Source organism: Micromonospora sp. C97 (assembly GCF_018070385.1).
GTDB lineage: Bacteria > Actinomycetota > Actinomycetes > Mycobacteriales > Micromonosporaceae > Micromonospora > Micromonospora parva.
Genome location: NZ_JAGPXU010000037.1, coordinates 1 through 23,765, shown reverse-complemented (window position 1 = coordinate 23,765; position 23,765 = coordinate 1). Strand labels below are relative to the sequence as shown.

Below are 23,765 nucleotides of genomic sequence, written 5' to 3'. Positions count from 1 at the left end.
AGCGGCGAACTTGACGACACTTGTTTGTGAGTGCACACTTACAAACATGCGATCGACAGCCGAGGCCCGCCGGGTCACCGTCCTGAACACCGCGGTGTCGGTGTTCGCGCGCGCCGGCTTCCACGCCACCCCGGTCACCGCCGTGGCCGCCGCCGCCGGCATCTCCGAGGCGTACGTCTTCCGGCTCTTCGCCGGAAAGCTCGGGTTGTTCGTGGCGGCGGCCGGAGCGTGTTTCGACCGGATCGCCGAGGCGATCGAGGCGGGCGCCGAGCGTGCCACGGGCGACAGTCCGGAAGAGATCCTCGACGCCATGGGCGGTGCGTACGCGGAGCTGATCGCCGATCGCGACCTGCTGCTCTTCCAGGTGCAGGCGCAGGCGGTCACGGACATCCCGGAGGTCGCCGAGGCGGTGCGGGCCGGCTACCGGCGGGTCGCCACCTTCGTGCAGGATCGGGCCGGTGCCAGCGACGCGCAGGTGCAGCAGTTCTTCGCGTACGGCCAGTTGTGCCATCTGATCGTGACCGCCGGCCTGGAGCAGGTCCCGGAGCCCTGGGCTCGTGCCCTGACCGCCGGCATTCGCCACCCCTGACCAACCCGCTGTCGGGCCGCTGCGGCGGCCCACTCTTCGGCCTCGACAAGTGTGTGAGTGCACACTTACAAACAAAGGAGAATCCGATGACGACCGACGCGATGATCACCGAAGTGGTGCTGCCCGGCGTGGTGGAGCCCGACGGACTCCAGCTGCGCCGACGCCCGATGCCCGTCCCCGGCCGGGGGCAGGCGCTCGTCCAGGTCGAGGCGACCGGCATCTCGTTCGCCGAGCAGCAGATGCGCCGCGCGCTCTACCCCGGCCAGCCGAAGTTCCCGTTCGTGCCCGGCTACGACCTCGTCGGCACCGTCCGGGCGGTCGGTCCCGGCGGTGACCACGCCCTGGTCGGCGCGCGGGTGGCGGCGGTCACCAAGACCGGTGGCTGGGCCACCCACGCGCTGGTCGACCTCGACGCCCTGACCCCCGTACCGACCGGCCTGGACCCCGTCGCGGCCGAGACCGTCGTCGTCAACGGGGTGACCGCCTGGCAGATGCTGCGCGACGCCGACCTGACGGCCGGGCAGACCATCCTCGTGCACGGCGCGAACGGCGGCGTCGGGAGCGTGCTCGTCCAGCTCGGCCGGCACCTCGGGCTGCGGGTCATCGGCACCGCTGCCGTACGACACCACGCCGGCCTGCGTGAACTCGGCGTCGAACCGCTCGACTACCGCGACCCGGACATGGCCGCCCACGTTCGCGAGCTGTCGCCGGGTGGCGTCGACGCCGTCTTCGACCCGGTCGCGGGCCCGGGCGTCCGCACCTCATACGCCCTGCTCGCCCCGGGCGGCAAGCTGGTCGTCTACGGCAACGCGGCAGCCGTGGGCACCGGGCAGTCGGTCATCTGGATCTTCGTGAAGCTGTTAACCCGCCTCTACACCTGGAACGCGCTGCCCAACGGTCACCGGGCTGGCTTCTACAACTTCTGGGCCGGTCAGCTCACCCGCCGTACCGCGTTCCGCCGTCGCCTGCGCACCGACCTCGGCACCGTGCTCGACCTGCTGCGACGGGGAGTGATCGTGCCGCAGATCGCCGCCCGCTACCCGCTCGACGAGGTCTCCGCCGCGCTGGTGTTCGCCGAGGCGCGCAGCCGGGCCGGCAAGGTGGTGCTGGAGCCATAATCACCGACTACGTCGAGGGCATCGGTGGTTCGGGCGGCCTTCCGTGGGCCCGGATGCTGTCGGTGACGGCTACTCCGGCGAGCACCAGGGTCGCGGCGAGGCCGGCCACCAGTGCCGGGGTGAGTATCAGGACGGGTCCGACGACCGCCAGCGCAAGCAGCGCGAGCAGTCGAGACGGTGAGACGCGGCTGAACACCTCGTACTCGAACCGAGCGCGTCCAAGCAGGAACAGCGCGAGCCCGCCGAGGAGGACGCCGGCCAGCCACGGCGACGTCTCCCCGGCAGGCTCGCTGATGATGGCTTCGAAGCTGGCGGAGGCGGCCACGACGCCGCCCACCATGAGTAGGTGGGTGTTGGGCGCGGACCGTACGAACCCACCCGGGTCCCGGGAAGCCTCGATGGCGGCTTTCAGCAGGGACCCGGCGCGGTGGACGTAGATCTGCCACAGGAGGACGGTCGCGGCGAACCCGACCAGGAGTGCCGCCGTCCGCTCGATGGTCAGGTCGTGGGTGGCGTAGGTCAGGGTGATGACGAGGATGAGATCGCCGAGAGCGAGCGTGAAGATCTGCTGGTAACGCTCCGCCAAGTGGTCGGCCGCCACCGCGTAGTGAGGTGTGGGTAGGCGACCGATCCGCGGAGTGGGGTAACGAAGCCAGGCGGCCGCGTAGTCGACGGCGAGCGCAGCGGTCCACAGCAGGCCCCGGGCCGGGCCGCTGACGAAGGCGCCGACGAGCCACGGTACGGCGGACACCGCGAACCAGAACATGAACCGACTGGAGCGTTGCTGCTCCATCCGGCCGCCCAGCGCGACGACGAGAAAGGTGCCGCGTCCCACCTGGACCGCCACGTACGCGCCCGCGAAGATCAGGCCGTGCTCGGCGAAGGCGCCGGGCAGCGCCCCGGCCATCAGGATCGTCCCGAACATGACCCAGAGCGTCACAGCGAAGATCGAGGATCGGTTGAGGTGTTGGAGTTCGGTAGCCAGCGCGCTAGCCGCCCAGACCCACCAGATGGCCGTCAACAGAACCACGGTCTCGAAGACGCCGACCCAGTCGAGACGCTGTGCCAGTGTCCGTGACGTCAGGGCCAGCGCGGCGACGAACACCAGATCGAGGAAGAGCTCCAGCAGGGTCGCCCGCTGGGGCCCCTCATCCTCGCGGGTCAGCCCTACCGCTTGGTCGGTCGTCATCAGGTGCCCGCCTACGTGCTCCGGACCCTCATGCTAGTGAGATTCCGGCAGTAACTCGGGCAAAGCCGCTGGGACAGCCTCCTTGAGGTGCCGGATCCATCCCGCCGGGTGGCACCTTCCGAGCGCCCCGACTGCCCGTGCGTGTGCAGCCCCACGTCACGAGGCGTACGGTGGACATGTCGCCCGGGGCCCCGGTGGCCGTCAGACGCCGTCGCCACCAGCCCATCAGGGGCGTTACCGAACGTCATCCCCGTCGCCGCGACTCGCTGGTCGTGTTGACCGATCGCCGACCACATCCCGGCCGTCGGTTCCGCCCGTCGTCGCGGTTGGAACGGTTGGTGGTCCGGATCCGACCGCGCGTGCACACCACTGTCCGTGCGAATGATCGTTTTAAACACCTCAACCAGGGGAGCACCAGATGAGGATCGCCAGAGACAGGATCGTCACCGCACTTCGCGACCGGGGGCAGCAGGCACGGGCCGACTGGGTCGAGCGCGAGCTGCCGGAGCGCGTCGACCCGGCCAAGCACACCGGGCTGCTCGCCACCCTGAACCTCAACCCAGCTGATCTCGTCGACGCGTCCTCCCCTTGAGGATTGCGCTGCTCGGACCGGTCGCCTGGCGTACGCCCCCGCACCACTACGGCCCGTGGGAGCAGGTGACCGGCCTGCTCGCCGAGGGGCTGGTCAGGCGCGGGATCGACGTGACGCTCTTCGCGACACTGGACTCCGTCACCTCCGCCCAGCTCGACGGCGTCTGCCCACGGGGGTACGCGGACGACCCGGACCTGGACGGTCGGGTGTGGGAGGCGATGCACGTCTCCCACGCGATGGCCCGTTCGGCGCAGTTCGACCTGGTGCACAGTCACCTGGACTGGCTGCCCCTGGCGTTCGCGGAACACTGCCGCGCGCCGCTGCTGACCACAGTGCACGGCTTCTCCGGGGCGGGGATCCTGCCCGCCTATAGCCGCGCCCGCTCGTCGTACGTGTCGATTTCCGACGCCGACCGGGCGCCGGAGCTCGACTACGTGGCCACTGTGTATCACGGCGTCGACGTCGCCGGCCTGCCGTTCACCAGCGAGGCCGGTCCTGGGCTGGCCGCCTTCGGCCGGATCCACAGGGACAAGGGCACCCACACCGCGATCGAGATCGCCCGCCGCGCCGGCCGAACCCTGACGATTTGCGGGATCGTGCAGGACGAGCGGTACTTCGCCGAAGAGGTCGCCCCGCACATCGACGGCGACCAGGTCGTCTTCCTCGGGTCGGTGGGCCCGCGACGGCGTGCCGAGGTGCTGGGTGGCAGCACCGCGCTGTTGCACCCGATCGCCTTCGACGAGCCGTTCGGGCTGTCGGTGGTGGAATCGATGGTCTGTGGCACGCCGGTCGTCGCCTATCGGCGGGGGTCCATGCCCGAGGTCGTCGACGAGGGAGTGACGGGTCTCCTCGTCTCCACCGTCGACCAGGCCGTCGAGGCGATCAGCCAGGCTGCCGACCTCGACCGGGTGAAGTGTCGGGCGCGGGCTCTGGAGCGCTTCAGCGCGGAACGGATGGTCACCGACTATCTCGCCGTCTACGACAAGCTCCTCCTCACCTGACTGAGCCGCACCGCTCTCCGTTCCGCCGGTCACACACGCTGACCGGCGTGCGCCGTTCCCGCGTGAGGCTCACCGCGTACTCCTGCGGTGGCCGACTACCGGAAGGCCCGACGTACATGCCCAGCTACGGATTCCTCAGCACCCACCCACCGACCCGGTGCGGACTGGCCACCTTCAACGCGTCCCTCGCCGCTCAGCTGACTGCCGACGGCACCCTTGGTGGCATCGTCCGCGTCACCGATCACGGCGACGACCAGCGGCCCGCGCCCGGGGTGGTGCACACCTGGTCGGCGCGTGACCCGGCCGGCTGGCGGGAGGCGGCTGCCGCGCTGAACGCGTACGACGTGGCCCTCGTCCAGCACGAGTACGGCATCTACCCCGGCGCCGACGGCGAGGAGGTCCTGCCGTTGCTGCGGCGGCTGAGCGTGCCGAGCATCGTGGTTCTGCACACCGTGCTCCGTCAGCCCTCGGCTCGGCAGAAATCCCTGTTGGAGCAGATCGTGGCGACCGCCGGAGCGGTGGTCACGATGACCGACACAGCCCGCGACCGGCTGCTCGTCGGGTACGCCGTGCCGGCGGGCAAGGTGACGGTGATTCCGCACGGCGCGGCCGAGCTTGCCGGTGTACCCGTCGACAGGCGTACCCGCCCGCACCTGCTGACCTGGGGTCTGCTCGGGCCGGGCAAGGGCATCGAGTGGTCGTTGCGGGCCCTCGCGCGGTTGCAGGACCTGGAACCGACTCCGACCTACACGGTGGCCGGGCGGACCCACCCGAAGGTGATCGAGCACCACGGTGAGGCGTACCGGGCGGGGCTGCACCAGCTCGGTGCCCAGCTGGGCGTCGCGCACGCCGTCGACTACCAGGACGTCTACCACGACCAGGAGGCGCTGGGCCGCCTGATCCGCTCCGCGGACGTGGTCGTCCTGCCCTACGACTCCCGCGAACAGGTCACCTCCGGCGTACTCATCGAAGCGGTGGCCGCCGGGGTGCCCGTCGTGGCGACGGCGTTCCCGCACGCCGTCGAACTGCTGACCGGTGGGCCCGGTCTGGTCGTACCCCACCAGAACCCGGCGGCACTGGCCAAGGCGATCCGACGGGTCCTGATCGAACCGGGCCTGGCCGCCCGGTTGGCCGGGCGGGTGCGTCCGCTGGCCGCGCACCTGCGTTGGCCTGCGGTAGCGGCCCGCTACGGCGCCCTCGCCGACGAGCTCGTCGAGGCCCGCTCTCCCGCCGTCAGCGCCGTGCCGGCGTGACGGCGACCACCGGGCGCCCCCGGACCTCGACGGTTGGGCGCTGGGTGACGGCACCCGCGCCGAGCTTCGCGCACCTGGCTCGGCTGAGCGACGACACCGGTCTGTTCGAGCACGCACGGCACGCCATCGTCCGGCGTGAGCATGGTTACTGCACCGACGACGTGGCGCGTGGCCTGGTGGTCGTCAGCCGTGAGCCGGAGCCGAGCGAGGAACTGCTCCGGCTGGCGGAGCGGTACCTCGCGTTCCTGACCCACGCGCAGGACGACGGCGGCGCGTTCCGCAACCGGCTCGGGCACGACCGGCGTTGGGTCGACGAACCAGGGCTCGGCGACTGGTGGGGTCGAGCTCTGTGGGGCCTGGGCACGGCCGTCGCCCGCAGCCCCGCCGCATGGGTACGCGAGGAGGCGCTTGTCGCCTTCAGCCGGGGCGCCACCCGGCGGACGAAGGCCCCGCACACGATGGCCTTCGCCGGTCTGGGCGCGGCCGAGGTGCTTCGTCGTCACCCCGGCCACGTCGCCGCCGCGTCCCTGCTGGCGGACGCGGCCAGCACGATCGGCCCGCCGGCCCCCGATCGCGGGTGGCCGTGGCCCCGGCAGGAGCTGACGTACGCCAACGCCGCCCTCGCCGAAGTGGTCATCGCCGCGAGTCAGCTTCGCGAGGGTGGCCCGCCCCTCGACGACGGCCTGCGCATGTTGACCTGGCTGCGCGATGTCCAGCTCCGCGATGGCCGGCTGTCTGTCGTACCCGCCGGGGGCTGGCGGCGCGGCGCCGTACGGCTGCACCACGACCAGCAGCCGATCGAGGTCGCCGCCTTCGCCGACGCCTGCGCCACGGCGGCCGTGGTCACCGGCGACCCGGTGTGGGACGACGGGGTGCGGCAGGCGGTCGGGTGGTTCCTCGGCGACAACGACCTCGGCACGCCGATGTGGGATCCCGCGACCGGCGGTGGCTACGACGGGCTGACCTCGCACGGGCCCAACCTCAACCAGGGTGCCGAGTCCACCCTCGCGCTCGTCTCCACCCTGCAGCACGCCCGGCGGTGGTCGTGACCCGGAGTCTGGCCGTCCGGCAGGACGTCACCCTCACCCCGGACCCACGCCGCGTCATCGTCAAGCTCTTCGTCCCGGGCGAGGACGCCGCTGTGGTACGGACCCGCGCGCAGGCGCTCATCGACCGGGTCGCGCACCTCGACGACGAGGAGACCGCCCGGCTGCTGCGGGACACCCTCGACCGGTTCGGCGCCCGGCACCGCGACCTGGCCGGCACCTTCCACCACCACTACGACCTGGTCCGGCACCGCGCCGCGCAGGCCCGCGACCTCTCGCCGAACAGCCGGCTGCTGGTGGGCGCCTACTTCAGCCACGAGTACGCCGTCGAGGCCGCCGCCCTGTGCAACCCATCGATGGTGGCCCACCCGGACCAGACCGATCTCGGCCCCGGGCAGCTGCGCGTCGCCATCAGCCTGCGCCAGATCGGGGAGGGCCACGTGTCCTCGATCGGTTTCGCCTCCGCGATCGTCGGACCGGGGGACCGGCTCACGATCGCCGATCGGACCGGGCCGTTGGCCGTCGGGCAACGGACGGGCGTACGGTACCGCCGAGACCTGCTCGTTGCCGGCCTGGCCGAGAAGGACTGCGACAACGAGGTCGCAGCCACGGTGCTGGACGCGTTGCCCGAGTGGTACGACGAGGTCGCCTTCGAGCGGGTGCTCGGCAACCTGCCACCGGATCTGCTCTCCCGCAGCACCGGGTTGGGGACCGTCGAACAACTGCGTCGTACCAACGCCGGTAGCTACGCCACGGCCTTCCCCGCGGACACGGTCCTGCACCAACGGGTGCTGTGGCCAGCCACCCCGGCGGAGAGCAACGGCATGGAGGACGCCCGGTTCGTCCGCTTCGTCGACGAATCCGGGCCGGTGTACCGGGCCACCTACACCGCCTACGACGGCCGGACCATCGCCACCCGCGCGCTGGCCAGCGACGACCTGCGCCGGTTCGAGATGACTCCGATGCGCGGGCCGGGTGCCCGGAACAAGGGGCTGGCGCTGTTCCCGCGCACCGTCGGCGGTCGGCACCTGGCACTGTGCCGTGCCGACGGCGAGACCATCGGCCTGACCGCTCTGGACGGCGAGAACCGCTGGCAGGCACCGACCCCGTTGCACGCACCGGGCGAGAGCTGGGAGTTGATCCAGGTCGGCAACTGCGGATCACCGATCGAGACCGACGTCGGCTGGCTCGTGCTCACCCACGGTGTCGGGCCGATGCGTCGGTACGCCATCGGTGCGCTCCTGCTCGACCTGCACACCCCGGAGCGGGTCGTCGCCCACCTGCCCGGCGCGCTTCTCGCACCCGACGAGGACGACCGGGACGGGTACGTGCCGAACGTCGTCTACTCCTGCGGCGCGCTCGTGCACGACGGTGAGCTGTGGGTGCCGTACGGCGCGAGTGACGCGCGGGTGGGATTCGCCGCCGTGCCGCTGTCCGCGCTCCTCAGCGCGATGGTCGAGGCCCCACCATCAGGCAACCGGCACGGATGAGCACCGGTGGTGCTGCCCCGGCGGCGGGTGAGTCACCGCCGCCGGGGCGCATCGGTCAGGACTCAGACCTGCGGCGTCGGTAGAGGAACAGCAGGGCCGCGCCGGTGGCGACGGCGACGCTGCCGATGCCGGTCAGGACGGGCAGCAGGGCTTCACCGCCGCTGCTGCCGGTCACGGGCAGCGCTGTGCGGGTGGGCCGCGCCGTGGGCTGCCCGGTCGGTGTGACCGTGGGCTGCCCGGTCGGCGTACCTGTGGGCTGCCCGGTCGGTGTGCCGGTCGGCGTGCCCGTGGGCTGGCCGGTCGGGGTGCCGGTTGGTGTCTGGGTGGGCGTTCCCGTCGGCTGGAGGCAGACGGGGGCGTTGATGGTGTTGGTGTCGAGGGTGACGGCGCCGGTCTGCGCCAGAGCCCGGCCCTGGAGGGTGGCTCCGGTGTTCATGGTGATCGAGGTCTGGGCCAGGATGTTGCCCATGAACCGGGTGCCGGTGTCGAGCGTGGCCGAGCTGCCCACCTGCCAGTAGACGTTGCAGGGCGAGGACCCGTTGATGAACACGACGCTGCTGTTGGGCGCGGTGACGAGCGTCGAGGCGATCTGGAAGATGAACACCGCCGCCGGGTCACCCTGACTGTCGAGCGTCAGGGTGCCGGTGAGCTGCGCGGCACCGATCCGATAGACCCCGGGGAGCAGCGTGGTGCCGCCCAGCTCGGCCGGCAGGTTGGTGAACGGAGTCCGGCCGGCGGCGTCGTTGTAGGCGGTGGTCAGGTCGTTCTTGGCCTGCAGGGCGACGGCGTCGCCGAGGTGGATTTCACCGCCGACGATGCCGGGCGGGAAGCCGGGCGCGGTGTTACCGGGGCTGACGCCGAGGCTCTGGGCGAGGAATGTTGGCCCGGTGTTGGTGACCGTGGTGCCGGCCAGCACGGAGAAGTTCGCCGCCGTGCCGAGGTCGACCGGTGCTTCGGCGGCCCTCGCCCCGGTACCACTGAAGATGAGTACGGCGACGGCGGTGCCGCTGGCGGCGACGGCCGCCAGTGCGGACATGGCCGCGCGTCCCGGATGGCTGAATAGTTTGGTTGTCACGACGTGCCCTTTCGCGAAGGCATCTCACCAGACGCCAGTTGTGCGGCGGCTGGAGGCCGCACCATCCACAGGGGTCTTGCTTATCGGACTTTTGCACGAGTACTTCGCAAAAAACGCAAAACCAGCGAGATAGATGGGGCGGGTGGGGTGAAAGGTGGGCCACCGGTCAGGCGCGGACGATCGGCCGACGAGAACCGCGGCGGGGCGAGGTAGCCTCACCGCTCGCACTACGTGCTCCTGCGATCGGGGAGGACAGGGGGAGGTGGAGCGTGGCCGACGTCGGCGAGGTGGTGCGTTGGTTGCAGCTCAACGCGCCCCAGGGCGGTCCGGACGAGGTGTCGCGGCTGGTGGCCCGGGCCGCGCCCATGATCAGTGCCAGCGAGATCGTGATCTATCTGGCCGACTACAAGCAGACCCTCCTCGTCCCGCTGCTCGGCGCGGGTCTCGACCGGGACCAGTTGCCGATCGAGACGACGCTCGCCGGCCGGGCCTTCACCACCCTCGACATCCAGCGCGCGCCCGACAGTCCGGATCGGGTGTGGGTGCCACTGCTGCTCGGGTGCGAGCGGATGGGCGTACTGGAGATCGTCTCGCCGGCCGCCGCCGACGAGACGATGGACGGCCCGGCCTGGGAGGTGGCGGTCAACGTCGCCCAGATCCTGGTCAACCGCCGGTCCTACGGTGACGTGGTCGAGCGGATGCGGCGGCGGATGCCGATGCAGGTCGCGGCCGAGATCGTGTGGGGTCTGCTGCCACCGCTGACCTTCGCCACCGACGACCTGGTGGTCACCGCCATCCTTGAACCGTGCTACGACGTCGGCGGCGACATCTTCGACTACGCGTTGAACGATGACGTGCTCAGCGTCGGGCTCTTCGACACCTGCGGGCACGGCATCAAGGCGAGCACCCTCGCCTCGCTGGTGGTCAGCGCGTACCGCAACGCCCGTCGATGCGGCCTCGACCTGGTCGACACGGCGATCAGCATCGACCGGTGGGTGCGGTCCGAGCATCCGAACTTCTTCGCCACCGGGTTGCTGATCGAGTTGGACCGTCGGACCGGCCACCTCAGCATGATCAACGCGGGGCATCCCGGTGCCATGCTGCTGCGTGACGGCAAGGCCGTCCGGGAACTTCCGGGGCCGACGGCTCTGCCGCTGGGGCTGGGTCACCTGTCCGCTCGCCGACCGCGAGTGCACGTGGAGAATCTGCACCCGGGTGACCGCCTGCTCGCCTACACCGACGGCATCACCGACGCCCGCAGCGCGCAGGGTGAGCAGTTCGGACTGGACCGGCTCGTCGACTTCGTCAACCGCGCCCTCAACGACGGGCTGCCCAGCCCGGAGACGATGCGTCGGCTGGTCCGCGCGGTCGTCGGCTACCAGGACGACCAGCTGGAGGATGACGCTACCGCCCTGTTCGTGGAGTGGCGGCCACCGCACCTGCCGCTCGCGCACCTGCGCGGCCTCGCCGCCGCCGGCTCCTGAGCGAGCAGTGGGATTTTGCACTCGCAGTGCACTTGTCTCCGATTGCAGGGCTGTCTAGCGTCACCTCATGGCTGACTCATGGACCTTCGCGGTGGCTCGGGACGACCTCGGGAAGACCGCGCTCGTCGATGGCCCCATCCCCGCCGTGGCCGACGGCGAGGCGCTGCTGCGCGTGGACCGCGTCGGCCTCACCGCCAACAACGTGACCTACGCGGTGCTCGGTGACGCGATGCGCTACTGGCAGTTCTTCCCGCCGGCCGCCCAGGGGCTCGGACCGCAATGGGGGCTGCCGCCGCTCTGGGGCTTCGCCGAGGTGGTCGACTCGGCGGTGGCGGGGGTCGAGGTGGGGCAACGGATCTACGGTTACCTCCCGCCCGCCGGTCACCTCGTGGTGCGGCCGGACCGGGTGGACGGGTCCGGATTCCGCGAGGCGAGCCCGCACCGGGTCGAGCTGCCGTCGCCGTACAACGCGTACCGGTCGACCATCGGCGACCCGGCGTACCAGCGCGACCAGGAGGATCTGCTGATCCTGTTCCGGCCGCTCTTCTTCACCTCGTTCATGCTGGCCGACCAGGTTGTCGACAACGACTTCTACGGCGCCGAGGCGCTGCTGGTGTCGTCGGCGTCGAGCAAGACCGCGTACGCCGCCGCGTTCGAGATGCACCGGCGCGGGCCGCGCCTGGTCGGTCTCACCTCACCCGGCAACCTGGCCTTCACCAGGTCGCTCGGCTGCTACGACGAGGTCGTGTCGTACGACGACATGGACGCCCTCGACGTGGTCCCGACCGTTTACCTCGACCTGTCCGGCGCGCCCTCGACCCGTGCCGCCCTGCGGCGGCGCCTCGGTGACCGGCTCGTCCGGGACATCGCTGTCGGGCTCACCAACCAGACGCCGAACGCCGACGCCGCCGAGGAGGTGTTCTTCGCGCCGGTGCAGATGCGCAAGCGCAGCCACGACTGGGGCCGCGACGGGCTCGACGAGCGGTTCACCGCGGCGTGGCAACGCTTCGCCGCCGTGGTGAGCGGGTGGCTCGACGTTCGGGTCGGTGCCGGGCCGACGGCGCTGCAACACGCGTGGCTCGACGTTCTGGCCGGTCGTACGCCGCCACGGGTGGGCCACGTCGTCCAGCTCTGACCGGGCTCAGGCTGCGATGTCCTCGCTCAGTTGGCCGCGCAGCGCGGCCAGCGAGCGGGTGATCAGCCGGGACACGTGCATCTGCGATACGCCGATCCGGTCGGCGATCTGGGCCTGGGTCAGATTGCCGTGGAAGCGCAGGCTCAGGATCTGTCGTTCGCGTTCCGGCAGCGTGGCGAGGGCCGGCCCGAGGGCGATGCGGAGGTCGACAAGGTCGAAGGCCCGGTCGTCGTCGCCGAGGGTGTCCCCGAGTTCCCGGCTGCCGTCGGCCCCGACCGGGGTGGACAACGACGTGGCCCGGTAGGCGCGCGCACCCTCCAGCCCCTCCAGGACGGTCTCCTCGGACACGTCGAGGTAGGACGCGATGTCGGCGACGGTCGGCGAGCGGCCGAGGGTCTGGATCAGGGTGCTGTTCGCCGCGCTGATCGACAGGCGCAGCTCCTGGAGGCGGCGGGGCACGCGGACCGCCCAGGTGCGGTCCCGGAAGTACCGCTTGATCTCGCCGATGATGGTGGGGATGGCGTATCCGCTGAAGTCGACACCTCGGCTGTGGTCGAAGTTGTCGACGGCCTTGATGAGCCCGACGAAGGCGGTCTGGGCCAGGTCGTCGTCGGGTGCGCCGCGTCCGCCGTAGCGGCGCGCCAGGTGCCGGGCGAGCGGCAGCCACGCCTCGATGGCGCGGTCCCGCAGGGCTGGCCGGCGGGGGTCGTCGGCCGGGGTCGCCTTCATCTCGGCGAGGAGCTCATCCGGGCTCTGGTCGATGCTCCGCTGGTCGGTGCGGGTGCTGGTCGCGTTGTCGACGATGGTGGCCACGTGGGTGGTCCTTCCCGCAGGCCCGTCGATCGACCGGAAGGGTCTCCGAACCGGCTACCGCCGGAGCGCACATACGGGCGAAGGTGCGCTGTCGCAAGGCCACGAGCACGGGCCTCGCCGCCGCGTCATGTCGTTCACGTGATGCCTCGCACACTACCCGAAAGGCCGACCATTTCCCAACCGAAAGTATGAGTCCTGGCGTTCGCGGGAGAACGCCGCCGGGTCAGCCGCGCTGGTCCGGGGCGTCGACGGCGGCCGGTGCCGGCGAGGCCGACCGCACCGCGAACGGGTGGCGCAGCTGCCGCATCGCCTCCTCGCTGCTGTCGAAGGTCACCGCCGGTCCGTCCAACGCCTCGCCGTTGGAGGTGGCGAGGAACAGGACGGGTCGACCGTTGTCGTTCGGTGTCATGCGGGGATCCTGTCTCTACGAGAGGGGTGCGTCTGGCCTCGGCAACATCGGCCGTGCGACCTGGTGACGCGTCGGCGCACACGCTGGCGCCCGAATGCGGGTGTCCCGTGCACGGGCGAACGCCCGGCGACACCGACACCCCGCACCATACCCGGCATCGTCGCCCGGTATGCGCCGCCGGCGAACCCGCGTCGCTTGTGGCGGACCGACCGCCCGGGAATTCTGTAATCCCACCCGCTGCCGCGAGTCTCCGATCCTGAGGGCGGTCAGCGCACCCAGCGTGGGCACCGCGCGGACGAGCACACGAGGAGTGAGACGCATGTCGTCAGCCGGTCGAGCACTGCCCGATGTCGGGTTGGTCGTCGCGGCCCGGCAGGGCGACCAGCGCGCTCTCGACGACGTCGTCACGGCCTCGCTCCCGCTGGTCTACAACATCGTCGGGCGTGCGTTGCGCGGGCACGCCGACGTCGACGACGTGGTCCAGGAGACGTTGGTACGGGTGATCCGGTACCTGCCCGCGCTCAACGACCCGGCGGCCTACCGGTCCTGGCTCGTGGCGATCACCATCCGGCAGGTGCGTGACTGGGAGACGCGCCGACGCGTCGCGCTCAACCGCGACGCCGGGCTCGACGCGATCCACAACGTGCCCGACCCCGCCTCCGACTTCGCGGGGATGACGATTCTCCGGCTCGGCCTCACCGACCAACGACGTGAGGTGGCCGAGGCGACCCGCTGGCTCGACCCGGACGACCAGGAACTGCTCTCGCTGTGGTGGCTGGAGGAGACCGGCGAGATCACCCGCAACGAGGTCGCCGACGCCCTCGGTTTGTCACCCGGGCACGTCGCGGTGCGGATCCACCGGATGAAGGAGCAGATCCAGAGCGCCCGCGCCGTCGTACGCGCGCTCCGCGCCCGCCCCGGCTGCCCGGAACTGGGCGCCGTGACCGCCGAGTGGGACGGCACACCCAGCTCGCTGTGGCGCAAGCGACTGGCTCGACACGTCCGCGACTGCGCGTTCTGTGTCCGGTTGGGAAGCACGCTCCTGCCCATCGACCGCCTGCTCGCCGGCCTGCCGTTGCTGCCGCTGCCGGCGGGTCTCGGCGCCCACCTGCCGAACGTGTCCGCCCCGGCGGCCGCCCCGGCGGCCGCCGCGTCGGCCGTCGCCCCGCCGAGCCCGGCGGTCGGACCCGCCGCCGGGCCGACCCCGCCCACCGATGGCGGTAGTGGACAGAGCGTCGTCGGCCTCGCGGCGAACCGGCCCCGTGGCCTGGTGCCGTCCCTCGTCGCCGGGGTGGCCGCCGCCGTCCTGGCCATCACCATGGCGGTGGTGATCCAGCCGGACGATCCGTCCGCACCCTCCTGGGCGGCGCCGCCGTCCGCGGCACCCACCGCAGTCGTCACCCCGAGCGTCGCACCGCCGCCGAGCGCACGACCCGCGTCGAAAGCGCCGGTGCCGCCGGTGGTCAGCTCCGCGCGCAAGGGCGTCGGGGTGTGGAACTTCGCCGGGGCGAGTCAGGCGTTGGCGAACTCCAAGGCCGGCTGGTACTACACCTGGGGCACCCAGCACCCGGGAATCAGCACTCCGCGCGGTGCGACGTTCGTGCCGATGATCCGCAGCGCGGAGAACGTCACCGCCACGGAGCTGGCGCGGGCCAGGGCCGCCGGGCCGTACCTGCTCACCTTCAACGAGCCGGACCTGGCCGAGCAGGCGAACATGACCGTCGAGCAGGCGTTGGACCTGTGGCCGCAGTTGATGGCGACGGGCAGCAGGCTGGGCAGCCCGGCGGTCGCCTGGGGCGCGCCGGACCCGCAGGGTTGGCTGGACAGGTTCATGACCGGCGCGCAGGCCCGTGGCCACCGGGTCGACTTCATCACGCTGCACTGGTTCGGTGCCGACTTCACCACCGCCACCGCCGTGGCCCAACTCCGGCAGTACCTACAGGCTGTCTACCAGCGGTACCGGAAGCCGATCTGGCTGACCGAGTTCGCGCTGATCCGCTTCGGCGGGGGCGGTTCGCAGTTTCCCTCTCCGGAGCAGCAGGCGGCCTTCCTCACCGCGGCCACCGCCATGCTCGGGCAACTCCCGTACCTGCAGCGTTACGCCTGGTTCGGGCTCCCCGCCACGGACCAGGACCGGTCCGGGCTGTTCCGCGACGGGACCGAGGCGACAGCGGTCGGCCGCGCGTTCCAAGCCGCCCGTTGAGCGCCGACGAACGGAGGGCCGAGCAGATCATGGCGGAGCGTCCCGGGTCTCGCGTCCGGACCGGTCGGATGGTCGGCGTCGTCGTGACAGTGGTCGCGACCGCGCTGGCCGTCGGGCTCACCAACGGTTGGGGACGAACCGAACCGGCCCCGGTGTCCTCGTCGGCAACCAGCCCACCGGCCGCCGCGGTGCCGACCGTGCCGGTGGTGCTCAGCGGCACCGACGACGCCTTCATCCAACTGCTGATCCCGATGAACGAGGGCGCGCTCGCGCTGATCGACCAGCTCGACACCCGGCCGGCGGACGCTGATCCGTCGTTGCGGGCCCTCCTCGGCGAGCTTCGGACGGCTCATCAGGCCGAGCTGCGGGACCTGCGTGGGCTGTTGGCCGCGGACAATGTGCCGGAGCTGAACATCCACGAGGGGCACCAGATGCCCGGCATGGTCACCGAGGCCAGCCTCGCCGAGCTGCGTGCCGCCCCCGACGTCGAGGTGCCGTCCCGCGCCGCCGCGCTGATCCGGGCGCACCTCGCGCAGACAGTGGTGCTGTGCCGGGGCGAGCAGACCGCCGGTGGGAGCCCGGAGTTGAAGGCGTTCGCCAGCCGGATTCAACAGGCGCGCATCGCCGAGCTGAGCGCGCTGGACAATCGGCTCGGCGCGCCCACCGCCACCAGCCAGTAGTCGGTGGGCGTCGGCGGTCAGGCCGGTGTCTGGTGTCTCGCCGCGAACCGGGCGCGCGTCAGGAACGCGAGTTGGGCCCGCTTGTCCGGCATGTCAATCTCCGAGTCGAGGGTGAAGCCCTCGATCTCCAGTCGGCGCAGGGCGAGGTGGTTGCGGACGTCCGGCTCGACCACGATCCGCTGCGCGGCCGGATCGCGGAACAGGAAGCGGGCCACGGCCGGGCCGACCGCGTTGGTGAGGCTGCGGGCGAGGCGTCGGTCGGGGCTGAGCAGCAGGTGCATTCCCACGTCGCCGGGCTGGACGGGGTAGCGCTCGCCGACCGGGTCCGCCTCGGGCTGATAGGTCTGGAAGAGGCCCACAGGCTCGTCGTCGATCAAGATCAGGTACGCGTGGTGAGTGGGCAGGCTGTCCACAAAGGCGTAGATCTCGCGCACTTCTTCCAGGGTGTGGGAACCCATGCCCCAGAAGGAGTTGCGGGGAAGGGTCACCCAGCCGTGCAGGAGGGCGGCGTCCCGGTCGGGGTTCACGGTCACCAACGACAGCTCGCCGAGGCCGGCGATCTTCTCCTGGTACGTCATCGGGCGCTGTCCTCTGTTCCATCCGGGGCGCAACTTAGGTTAACCTCCCCTAACCAAGGATGACCTTACCTGGAGGGGTGCGTGAAGCGGAACTGGGAGGCCCTGGTCCTCAAGGCCATGGGAGGTCGGGACTTTCGGTTGACCGTCCTGAGCACCGAGTCGATCGATGGGCACTACCAGCGGCTTCTCCTGGACGGGGGCGGGCTGCTGGAGGCGTGCGGGGTGCACCCGACGATGTGGATCCGGCTGTGGTTCGACAACGACGGGCGGGCACACCAGCGCGCCTACACGTTGGTCGACCCCGACCCGGCCACCGGCCGCTTCACCCTCGAATTCGCCATCCATGACGGCTGCGCGGCCCGCTGGGCCACCACGGCCACTGTCGGCGACACCATCAGCGCGACCGTCCAGGGCAGCGCGTTCGAGTTGCCCGACCCCGCGCCCGACCATCTCTACCTCGTCGGCGACGCGGCCTCCCTGCCCGCGGTGAACAGCCTGCTCGACGCCGGTGCCGACATCCCGGCCACGGTCTGGCTGGAGTACGCCCACGAGGGCGAGAAGGCGCTCGCGCTGCGGGCCCGGGCGCACCACGAGGTCACCTGGGTGCCTCGGCGCGACGCGGGGCAACATCTCGTCGACACGGTCTGCGCCGCCCTGCCGACCGGCGACACGGGCCACTACTGGGTGGCCTGCGAGGCGGCCACCACCAGGGGCATCACCCGACACCTGCGCAAGACGCTGGGCGTCGACAAGGACCGCCTGACCTCCCTCGGCTACTGGAAAGCGGCATGAAGGGCCGGCTCGGCACCCTGACCGCGCTGTACGTCACCCAGTACCTCGGCGTCGGCTTCATCACCGTCGGGCTCACCGCCATCCTGCGCGACGGCGGCACCTCGCTGGACACGCTGGCGCTGTTGCAGATCGTCGGCCTGATCTGGCCCATCAAGTTCCTCTGGGCGCCGATCCTCGACCGGTACGGCTCCCGGCACCGCGGCCACTACCGTTCCTGGCTGCTCGTCCTGCAGAGCGCCCTGGTGCTGGCCCTGTTGGCGCTGCTGCCGTTCGCCAGCCCGGCCGACGCGCTCGGCCCGATCGTCGCGATCTGCGCCGCGTACGTGTTCTTCTCGGCCACCCAGGACATCGCCGTGGACGCCGTCGCGGTGCGCATGCTCGCCGAGTCGGCCCGGGGGACCGGCAACGGCATCCAGGTCGCCGCGAGCTACCTCGGCAACCTGCTCGGTGGTGGGGCCTGCGTCCTGGTCTACGACCAGTTCGGTTGGGCGTCGGCGATCGGGCTGCTGGTCGCGATGACGGCGGTCGGCCTGGTGGTGGTGTGGCGGTTCCGGGAGCCTCCCCGTACCGATCGGGTGGCCCGGATCGGCACTGCCTACCGGGCGCTGCTGTCGGTGTTCGGGCAGCCCGGCTGCCGGTGGTGGACGTTCGGCGTGGTGCCGCTGGTCTACGTCGGCGCGGGAATGGCGTACGCCCTGGTCACCCCCGCTCTGGTCGACGCCGGCTGGTCGTTGGGTCGGATCGGCGTGGTCACCGGCGTGGTGACCAGCGCCCCGGCCATCGTCGCGGGTCTGGTCGCCGGGCTCGGGGTCGGACGGTTCGGGCGCGGTGGCGTGCTCGTGGCCGGTGGCCTCGCGCTCACGGTGTCGACGTTGCTGCTGCTGCCCCTGATGAACGGCCAGGCGCCGCTGGGTGGGACGGTCGCCGCGCTCTGTTGCTTCATGGTGGCCTACACCATCGCCAACGTCGTGCTCTACACGGTCAACATGGACTACTCGCGACCGGACACCGGTGGCACCGACTTCACCGTCCTGTCGTCGTTCGGCCTGGTCTGCTCGTTCGTGGCGTCATCCATCGGTCTCGCGGCGGCCGAGCGGGTCGGCTATCCGGCGGTCGCCGTCGCGGCCATCGTGCTGGTGGCCGCCGGGGTCGTCCTCGGCCTCGCCCACCAGCGGCGATTCCCGCACCGGCCCAGCCCGACCGCCGGCCTGCCCGTCGGCCGGTCGACCCCCGACGCAGCTGTCGAGCGGCCCGCAGCGGACGGCGCCAAGGCGGTGGCGTGACCAGCGTCCAGCCGGCCACCGACACCGCGACACCGGTACGACTGCCACAGCGATGGCTCATCCTGGCCGTGCTGTGCGTCGCGCAGCTGGTCGTGGTGCTGGACAACACCGTGCTGACGGTGGCGGTGCCGGTGCTCACCACCGAGCTGGGCGCCAGCACCGCCGAGGTGCAATGGATGATCAACGCGTACGCGTTGGTGCTGTCCGGGTTGCTGCTCACCGCCGGCAGCGCCGCGGACCGGTACGGTCGCCGCCGGATGTTGCTCGCCGGGCTCGTCCTGTTCGGGGCCGGCTCGCTGGCCGCCGGTCTCGCAAGTACCAGCGGACAGTTGATCGCCGCGCGGGCCGGCATGGGCGTCGGCGGCGCGCTGCTGGTCACCTCGACGCTCGCGGTGGCGATGCAGGTCTTCGACGCCGCCGAGCGGTCCCGGGCGATCGGCGTCTGGGCTGCCACCAGCGCGTTGGGTTTCGCCATCGGGCCACCGATCGGCGGCACCATCCTCGCCCATCTGCCCTGGGGCGCGATCTTCCTGATGAACGTGCCGATCGTGCTGGTCTGCCTGCTCGTCGGTCGCGCGCTGGTCCCCGAGTCCCGCGGGCCGGCCGGCGGTCGACTCGACGTGCCCGGCGCCGTGCTCTCCACCGCCGGTCTGACCGCTGTCGTCTGGGCGATCATCTCCGGGCCGGAGCGCGGGTGGACGTCGACCGAGGTGATCGGTGTGGCGATCGTCGGCGTACTGGTGCTCGGGATCTTCGTGCGGTGGGAGCGACGGATTCCACATCCGATGCTGGACATGGGCTTCTTCCGGGACCAGCGCTTCGTCGGTGCGATCTCCGGAGTCGTGCTGATCACGTTCGGTGCCACCGGCGCGCTCTTTCTGCTCACCCAGCACCTCCAGTTCGTGCGGGGTTACCCGGCCTGGGAGGCCGGCCTGCGGATGGCGCCCTTCGCGCTGTCCATCGTGCTGCTCAACGTCAGTGGTGTCGTCGCGGGCGTGATCCGTCGGCTCGGCCTGGCGGTCGCCATCGCCGTCGGTATGACGCTGCTCGCGGCCGGGCTGGCGCTGGTCACCCTCTTCCCGTCCGACGGGTACGCGGTGCTGCTGGCGGGGCTGATCGTCATGGGCGCCGGTTGCGCGCTGGCCAACCCGGCCATCGTCGAGGCCGTGATGAGCGCGATCCCGGCGGCGAAGGCCGGCGCTGGCGCGGGGGTCGACGGCACCATGACCGAGGTGGGCAGCAGCCTCGGCATCGCGGTGCTGGGTGCCGTGCTGAACGCCCGGTTCGCGGCGCTGCTGCCGGCGGCGGTGGCCGGCGCCGGATCGTTCCCCGCGGCTCTCGCCGCCGCCCGCGACGGTGCCGAGCGGGAGGCAGTGACTGTCGCCTTCGCCTCGGCGCTGGAGACGGGACAGCTGGTGGGCGCGGCAGCGGTGCTGATCGGTGGTCTGGTGGCCGCCGGACTGCTGCACCGGGCAGACCGCACCATTTCCACCTAATAAGGGTAGGCTACCCTAATCGTGACATCGTGGTAGTCGACGGAGGCGGTATGCGGCTCTACCTGACCGCGCTCAACCCCACCGACGCCGTCCTGCACGGGTTCCTTCCGGCGGCGGCGTCCCTCGGGTTGCCGGCCACTGTGCTGACCGACCGTCCCGCCGAATGGCCTGCGGACGTGCCGGTGACGCGGTGCGCGGTCCGCGACGCGGCAGCCGTGGTCGCGGCGACGGCAGCGAGCCGACCGGTGGCGCTACTGTCCAACAGCGACCACCTCCAGGAGGCCACCGCGATCGCCGCCCGAAAGCTCGGCCTGCCCGGCAAGGACCCGGACGCCGCCCGTCTCTGCAAGGACAAGGCCGCCGCCCGCCGGGTGATCGCCGCCGCGGGCCTCGACCGGGTACGCGTCGTCACCGTCGACCCCGCAGACCCGCCAAAGGTGCCGAACGAGATGTTCCCGGCGGTGGTCAAGCCCCGCGAGGGGGTGGCCAGTGAGGACGCGTACCTGGTGGTCGACCACGCCGAGCTGGTCGCCCGGGTCGCCGAGATCCGCAACCGGCGGCCCGACGTGGCGCTGATGGTCGAGGAGTACCTCGACGGTGAACTGCGGACCTTCGAGACCCTCGGCGACGGCACCGAGCTGGCCTCCCTCGGCGGGTGGCGCACCGCCCTCGGCCCGCCACCGACCTTCACCGAGGAGAGCCTCGCCTGGTCGCCCCCGGCAGAGCCGGTGCGCACCCAGCTCCGGGCCCGACTCGACGCGCTCGGGGTCGGCTTCGGCGCCTGCCACACCGAGTACGTCATCTCCGACGGCCGGGTCCGGCTCATCGAGGTGAACTACCGCCTCATCGGTGACCGGATGGACCTGATCCTCGCCGAACTGCTCGGTGTGCCGCTGTTCGAGTACGTCATCCGGCTGCACCTCGGCGAGCCGCTGTCCGCCCTGCGCCTGCCCGACACCGTCGACCGACACGCCCGGGTCGAGTACGTCTGCGCGGACCGGTCCGGCCGTCTCGTCGCCGCGCCGGGCCGGCTGGACACCGTCCACGGCGACGTCCGGTTGGGCTGCCACCCGTTGCGCGAGGTGGGCCGCACCGCCGCGCACACCGGCACCAACCGCGACTACCTCGCCGTGCTGCACGGCATCGGCCCCGACGAGAACGCCGTCCGGCAGTCACTGGCCGCCCTCCGCGGCGACCTGCAGTGGACCATCGTCGAGTGAGCGACGACTGCGAGCGCGAGGTCTTCACCCGGGTGCTCGACGCCCTGCTGCGCGAGGATCACCTCGGTCTGCTCACCGCCGGCCGCCCGGACGGGCCCGACTGGTGGCAGGTGTCGCACCCCGCCGGCCGGCTGCGCATACCGGTCCGGGCGGACGGGTTCCAGCAGGCCCTGCGCAGCTCCGCGCCGACGGTCCTGCTGGTGGACGGCAGTGGCGACGCGCGGCGTACGGAGACCCTGGAGGGGTTGTTGACGCTGCTCGCCCCGCACGGCAACGCCGAGGCCGAGGCCGGCTGGCGGGACTTCGCCGTCGAGTGCCGCGCCGACCTGCGAGCCCGGCGGCTCGCCGCCCGGAACCGGGAGCGGGTGTTCACCGAGGTGGCCGCCGAACGGGCGAGCACCCCGACCGGCCTGCCGACGGCGCTCCTGGACGACGTGCTCGCCGCCCACCAGGGCCACCCCGTCTATCCCACCGACCGGTGCCGGCACGGTCTGCGCGACGACGAACTGCTCCGGTACGCCCCGGAGCACGCTCCACGCTTCGCGCTGCGCTGGTACGCCGCCCCCGCCACGGACGTCCGGCTCACCGGCCAACTCCCGCCCTGGTGGCCGCCCGCGCCGCGACCGGATCAGCTGCTGCTGCCGGCGCATCCGCTCACCGTGACACGCGACGCGCTCCCGGTGGTCGACCTGCCGGTGACCCCGGTGCGACCCACCCTCTCCATGCGGACGGTGGCACTCGACCACGACCCGTACCTGCATCTCAAACTGCCGCTGCCGACAGCGAGTCTCGGCGCGCGCAACCGACGCACCCTGCAACCGGGCTCGCTCGCCGACGGCGCGGCCGTCGCGGCACTGCTCGACCGGATCGCCAGCACCGAACCCCGCTTCGTCGGCCGGATCCGGCACGCCGACGAGAGCACCTGGGCGCACGTCGACGGCGACGAGCGACGCGGTTTCCTGCTCCGCCGGTTTCCGCGCGACCTGGCCGGCGTTCAGGTGGTGCCGGTCGCGGCCCTCGCCGCCGCCGACCCGGTGGCCGGCACGGTCCTCGACCGGATCAGCCCGCAGCGGCCCGTCGCACTGCTGGAGTCCTATCTGGACCTGCTGCTCGACTGGCACGTCTTCCTCTGGCTCCGGCACGGGATCGCGCTGGAGGCCCACCCGCAGAACATCCACCTGCTGGTGCACCCGGACGGCGCCGTCGGCCTGCTGTACAAGGACAACGACGGCGCCCGGCTGGACGCGCGGCACGACGGCACGAACGGTCTCACCCTGCACGACGACCGGATGTGGGCGCGCGACCCGCACGAGTTGGCCGACGTGTTCATCACCATCACCCTGCACCTGGCCGCTGCCGCGCCCCTGCTCGCCCTGGCCGCCCGAGGGCTGTCCGTGCCGACACCGGCCGAGGCGCTGGTGCCCCGGCTCGCCGCCGCCCGCGACCGGTGGGGCGACGGCCCGGCGGGGCGGACCTTCACCGAGCGGGTCCTGAACGCCACCCACCTGCCCGTCAAGGCGATGCTCACCGCCGGCACCCTGCTGCCCAAACAACGGCTGGGCTGCACCGACATCAACAAGTACTACCTGCGTACCGGCCCGAACTACCTGCGGGAGACACGATGACGAGCGCCCAGTTGCGCTCCCGGCCGGCCACCGACACCGGTCAGCTCGCCGACCTGGCCGCCGCGCACACCGTCTTCGGTTGCCTGCTGCGCGAGCTGGCCCCGCCGGGTGACACCCCGACGGTGGTCGACGGTGCCGTCCGGCTGCTGCTGCGCCACCTCGACGTCACAGTGCGCTGCGCGGTGGCCCGAGCCTCGGCGATCGGCGCGCACCGCTACACCGGCCCGGTGCAGCGGGACATCGGCGGCGAACGGTGGGCGGACCTGGACGCGGACGGGCTGGCCGCCCTCGTCGCGGCGGAGCTGACCATCCGTACCGGGCTGGCGAATGACGAGTTCGTCGAACAGGTCCGGGCCAGTCGGGACACCGTGGCCCGACTGCTGGCCGACCGACCCGCCGCGGACCCCACCCCTACCGGTGAGCCCGCCATCGACGCGTACGTCGACTCCGAGCAGTCGCTGGTCCTCGGCCACCCGCACCACCCCACCCCCAAGTGGCGCAGCGGCGACCCGGACAGCTGGCGGGCGTACGCGCCGGAGCTGCGCACGGCGTTCCGGCTGCACTGGCTCGCCGTACCGGACGACCTGACCGCCGACGCCGGACCGTTCGATGCGCTCGTGGCCGCGCTCGACCCGCCTCGACCCCCGCGCGGGCACCGCGCCCTGCCGGTGCACCCCTGGCAGCTGTCGCTGGT

22 protein-coding genes are annotated in these 23,765 nt (G+C 71.7%); 17 read left to right on the top strand and 5 right to left on the bottom strand.

Annotation, left to right across the window (positions count from 1 at the left end):
- The first annotated feature begins 46 nt into the window (after window positions 1-46).
- Both KBX26_RS29770 and KBX26_RS29765 read left to right on the top strand, forming a co-directional pair.
- Window positions 47-589: a TetR/AcrR family transcriptional regulator gene (locus tag KBX26_RS29770; protein ID WP_210866922.1), complete on the top strand. Its 543-nt coding sequence runs from the start codon at window positions 47-49 to the stop codon at window positions 587-589.
- Window positions 590-675: 86 nt separating this feature from the next.
- Window positions 676-1,707 carry a medium chain dehydrogenase/reductase family protein gene (locus KBX26_RS29765; RefSeq protein WP_030329439.1) on the top strand — a complete coding sequence of 344 codons (1,032 nt, stop codon included), beginning with the start codon at window positions 676-678 and terminating at the stop codon, window positions 1,705-1,707.
- Between the two features lie 7 nt (window positions 1,708-1,714).
- Here the strand turns inward: KBX26_RS29765 and KBX26_RS29760 are convergent, their stop codons facing one another.
- Window positions 1,715-2,896, bottom strand: coding sequence for a low temperature requirement protein A (locus KBX26_RS29760; RefSeq protein ID WP_030329438.1), 1,182 nt, complete (start codon window positions 2,894-2,896; stop codon window positions 1,715-1,717).
- A gap of 418 nt (window positions 2,897-3,314) precedes the next feature.
- Between KBX26_RS29760 and KBX26_RS29755 the strand changes: the two genes are divergently transcribed.
- The 5 genes from KBX26_RS29755 to KBX26_RS29735 all read left to right on the top strand — a co-directional run bounded on the left by KBX26_RS29755 (window position 3,315) and on the right by KBX26_RS29735 (window position 8,278).
- Complete coding sequence (locus tag KBX26_RS29755; RefSeq protein ID WP_167337273.1) at window positions 3,315-3,488, top strand: hypothetical protein; 174 nt, start codon at window positions 3,315-3,317, stop codon at window positions 3,486-3,488.
- The gene (locus KBX26_RS29750; RefSeq protein WP_210857404.1) at window positions 3,485-4,489 is read left to right on the top strand and encodes a glycosyltransferase family 4 protein; all 1,005 of its coding nucleotides are present in this window, start codon (window positions 3,485-3,487) and stop codon (window positions 4,487-4,489) included. The genes KBX26_RS29755 and KBX26_RS29750 overlap by 4 nt, the downstream gene beginning before the upstream one ends.
- A 116-nt stretch (window positions 4,490-4,605) precedes the next feature.
- The gene (locus KBX26_RS29745; RefSeq protein WP_210866938.1) at window positions 4,606-5,742 is read left to right on the top strand and encodes a glycosyltransferase; all 1,137 of its coding nucleotides are present in this window, start codon (window positions 4,606-4,608) and stop codon (window positions 5,740-5,742) included.
- A gap of 44 nt (window positions 5,743-5,786) precedes the next feature.
- Entirely contained in the window at window positions 5,787-6,791 is a 1,005-nt protein-coding gene (locus tag KBX26_RS29740) for a hypothetical protein (RefSeq protein WP_036410884.1), read from the top strand.
- A complete protein-coding gene (locus tag KBX26_RS29735; protein ID WP_210866921.1) occupies window positions 6,788-8,278 on the top strand; it encodes a glycoside hydrolase family 130 protein in 1,491 nt (496 codons plus the stop codon). Before KBX26_RS29740 ends, KBX26_RS29735 begins: the two co-directional genes overlap by 4 nt.
- 55 nt (window positions 8,279-8,333) lie before the next feature.
- Here the strand turns inward: KBX26_RS29735 and KBX26_RS29730 are convergent, their stop codons facing one another.
- Window positions 8,334-9,353, bottom strand: a complete 1,020-nt coding sequence (locus KBX26_RS29730; RefSeq protein ID WP_245233542.1) for an ice-binding family protein — start codon at window positions 9,351-9,353, stop codon at window positions 8,334-8,336.
- Between the two features lie 269 nt (window positions 9,354-9,622).
- Between KBX26_RS29730 and KBX26_RS29725 the strand changes: the two genes are divergently transcribed.
- A complete protein-coding gene (locus tag KBX26_RS29725; protein ID WP_307857938.1) occupies window positions 9,623-10,837 on the top strand; it encodes a PP2C family protein-serine/threonine phosphatase in 1,215 nt (404 codons plus the stop codon).
- Window positions 10,838-10,904: 67 nt separating this feature from the next.
- Complete coding sequence (locus KBX26_RS29720) at window positions 10,905-11,972, top strand: DUF2855 family protein (RefSeq protein ID WP_030329428.1); 1,068 nt, start codon at window positions 10,905-10,907, stop codon at window positions 11,970-11,972.
- 6 nt (window positions 11,973-11,978) lie between these two features.
- Here the strand turns inward: KBX26_RS29720 and KBX26_RS29715 are convergent, their stop codons facing one another.
- Both KBX26_RS29715 and KBX26_RS29710 read right to left on the bottom strand, forming a co-directional pair.
- Entirely contained in the window at window positions 11,979-12,776 is a 798-nt protein-coding gene (locus tag KBX26_RS29715) for a SigB/SigF/SigG family RNA polymerase sigma factor (RefSeq protein ID WP_374224344.1), read from the bottom strand.
- A gap of 232 nt (window positions 12,777-13,008) precedes the next feature.
- The gene (locus KBX26_RS29710) at window positions 13,009-13,194 is read right to left on the bottom strand and encodes a hypothetical protein (protein ID WP_210857400.1); all 186 of its coding nucleotides are present in this window, start codon (window positions 13,192-13,194) and stop codon (window positions 13,009-13,011) included.
- Between the two features lie 319 nt (window positions 13,195-13,513).
- Between KBX26_RS29710 and KBX26_RS29705 the strand changes: the two genes are divergently transcribed.
- Both KBX26_RS29705 and KBX26_RS29700 read left to right on the top strand, forming a co-directional pair.
- Window positions 13,514-15,397 (top strand): sigma-70 family RNA polymerase sigma factor, encoded by a 1,884-nt coding sequence (locus KBX26_RS29705; protein WP_210857399.1) that lies wholly within the window; start codon window positions 13,514-13,516, stop codon window positions 15,395-15,397.
- A 68-nt stretch (window positions 15,398-15,465) separates the two neighbouring features.
- A complete protein-coding gene (locus KBX26_RS29700; RefSeq protein ID WP_247674895.1) occupies window positions 15,466-16,077 on the top strand; it encodes a DUF305 domain-containing protein in 612 nt (203 codons plus the stop codon).
- A 17-nt stretch (window positions 16,078-16,094) separates the two neighbouring features.
- Here the strand turns inward: KBX26_RS29700 and KBX26_RS29695 are convergent, their stop codons facing one another.
- Window positions 16,095-16,655 (bottom strand): GNAT family N-acetyltransferase, encoded by a 561-nt coding sequence (locus tag KBX26_RS29695; RefSeq protein WP_210857398.1) that lies wholly within the window; start codon window positions 16,653-16,655, stop codon window positions 16,095-16,097.
- 81 nt (window positions 16,656-16,736) lie between these two features.
- Here KBX26_RS29695 and KBX26_RS29690 point away from each other — a divergent pair, with 81 nt between their 5' ends.
- The 6 genes from KBX26_RS29690 to KBX26_RS29665 form a co-directional block, all read left to right on the top strand.
- Window positions 16,737-17,447: a siderophore-interacting protein gene (locus KBX26_RS29690; protein WP_210857397.1), complete on the top strand. Its 711-nt coding sequence runs from the start codon at window positions 16,737-16,739 to the stop codon at window positions 17,445-17,447.
- Window positions 17,444-18,730 carry an MFS transporter gene (locus tag KBX26_RS29685; RefSeq protein WP_210866920.1) on the top strand — a complete coding sequence of 429 codons (1,287 nt, stop codon included), beginning with the start codon at window positions 17,444-17,446 and terminating at the stop codon, window positions 18,728-18,730. The genes KBX26_RS29690 and KBX26_RS29685 overlap by 4 nt, the downstream gene beginning before the upstream one ends.
- Window positions 18,727-20,226, top strand: coding sequence for an MFS transporter (locus tag KBX26_RS29680; protein WP_210866919.1), 1,500 nt, complete (start codon window positions 18,727-18,729; stop codon window positions 20,224-20,226). Before KBX26_RS29685 ends, KBX26_RS29680 begins: the two co-directional genes overlap by 4 nt.
- A gap of 50 nt (window positions 20,227-20,276) precedes the next feature.
- A complete protein-coding gene (locus tag KBX26_RS29675; protein WP_210866937.1) occupies window positions 20,277-21,446 on the top strand; it encodes an acetyl-CoA carboxylase biotin carboxylase subunit family protein in 1,170 nt (389 codons plus the stop codon).
- Window positions 21,443-23,071, top strand: a complete 1,629-nt coding sequence (locus tag KBX26_RS29670; protein WP_210866918.1) for an IucA/IucC family siderophore biosynthesis protein — start codon at window positions 21,443-21,445, stop codon at window positions 23,069-23,071. Before KBX26_RS29675 ends, KBX26_RS29670 begins: the two co-directional genes overlap by 4 nt.
- Window positions 23,068-23,765, top strand: a 698-nt coding sequence (locus KBX26_RS29665) for an IucA/IucC family protein (protein ID WP_282102275.1), incomplete at its 3' end; no start/stop codon positions are given. The genes KBX26_RS29670 and KBX26_RS29665, both read left to right, overlap by 4 nt.

Bases quoted from the DNA above. Each gene is read 5' to 3' on its own strand.
- KBX26_RS29695 (WP_210857398.1), bottom strand. From the start codon at position 16,655: ATGACGTACCAGGAGAAGATCGCCGGCCTCGGCGAGCTGTCGTTGGTG.
- KBX26_RS29675 (WP_210866937.1), top strand. From the start codon at position 20,277: ATGCGGCTCTACCTGACCGCGCTCAACCCCACCGACGCCGTCCTGCAC.
- KBX26_RS29685 (WP_210866920.1), top strand. From the start codon at position 17,444: ATGAAGGGCCGGCTCGGCACCCTGACCGCGCTGTACGTCACCCAGTAC.
- KBX26_RS29770 (WP_210866922.1), top strand. From the start codon at position 47: ATGCGATCGACAGCCGAGGCCCGCCGGGTCACCGTCCTGAACACCGCG.
- KBX26_RS29700 (WP_247674895.1), top strand. From the start codon at position 15,466: ATGGTCGGCGTCGTCGTGACAGTGGTCGCGACCGCGCTGGCCGTCGGG.
- KBX26_RS29760 (WP_030329438.1), bottom strand. From the start codon at position 2,896: ATGACGACCGACCAAGCGGTAGGGCTGACCCGCGAGGATGAGGGGCCC.
- KBX26_RS29710 (WP_210857400.1), bottom strand. From the start codon at position 13,194: ATGACACCGAACGACAACGGTCGACCCGTCCTGTTCCTCGCCACCTCC.
- KBX26_RS29720 (WP_030329428.1), top strand. From the start codon at position 10,905: ATGGCTGACTCATGGACCTTCGCGGTGGCTCGGGACGACCTCGGGAAG.
- KBX26_RS29745 (WP_210866938.1), top strand. From the start codon at position 4,606: ATGCCCAGCTACGGATTCCTCAGCACCCACCCACCGACCCGGTGCGGA.
- KBX26_RS29755 (WP_167337273.1), top strand. From the start codon at position 3,315: ATGAGGATCGCCAGAGACAGGATCGTCACCGCACTTCGCGACCGGGGG.
- KBX26_RS29705 (WP_210857399.1), top strand. From the start codon at position 13,514: ATGTCGTCAGCCGGTCGAGCACTGCCCGATGTCGGGTTGGTCGTCGCG.
- KBX26_RS29765 (WP_030329439.1), top strand. From the start codon at position 676: ATGACGACCGACGCGATGATCACCGAAGTGGTGCTGCCCGGCGTGGTG.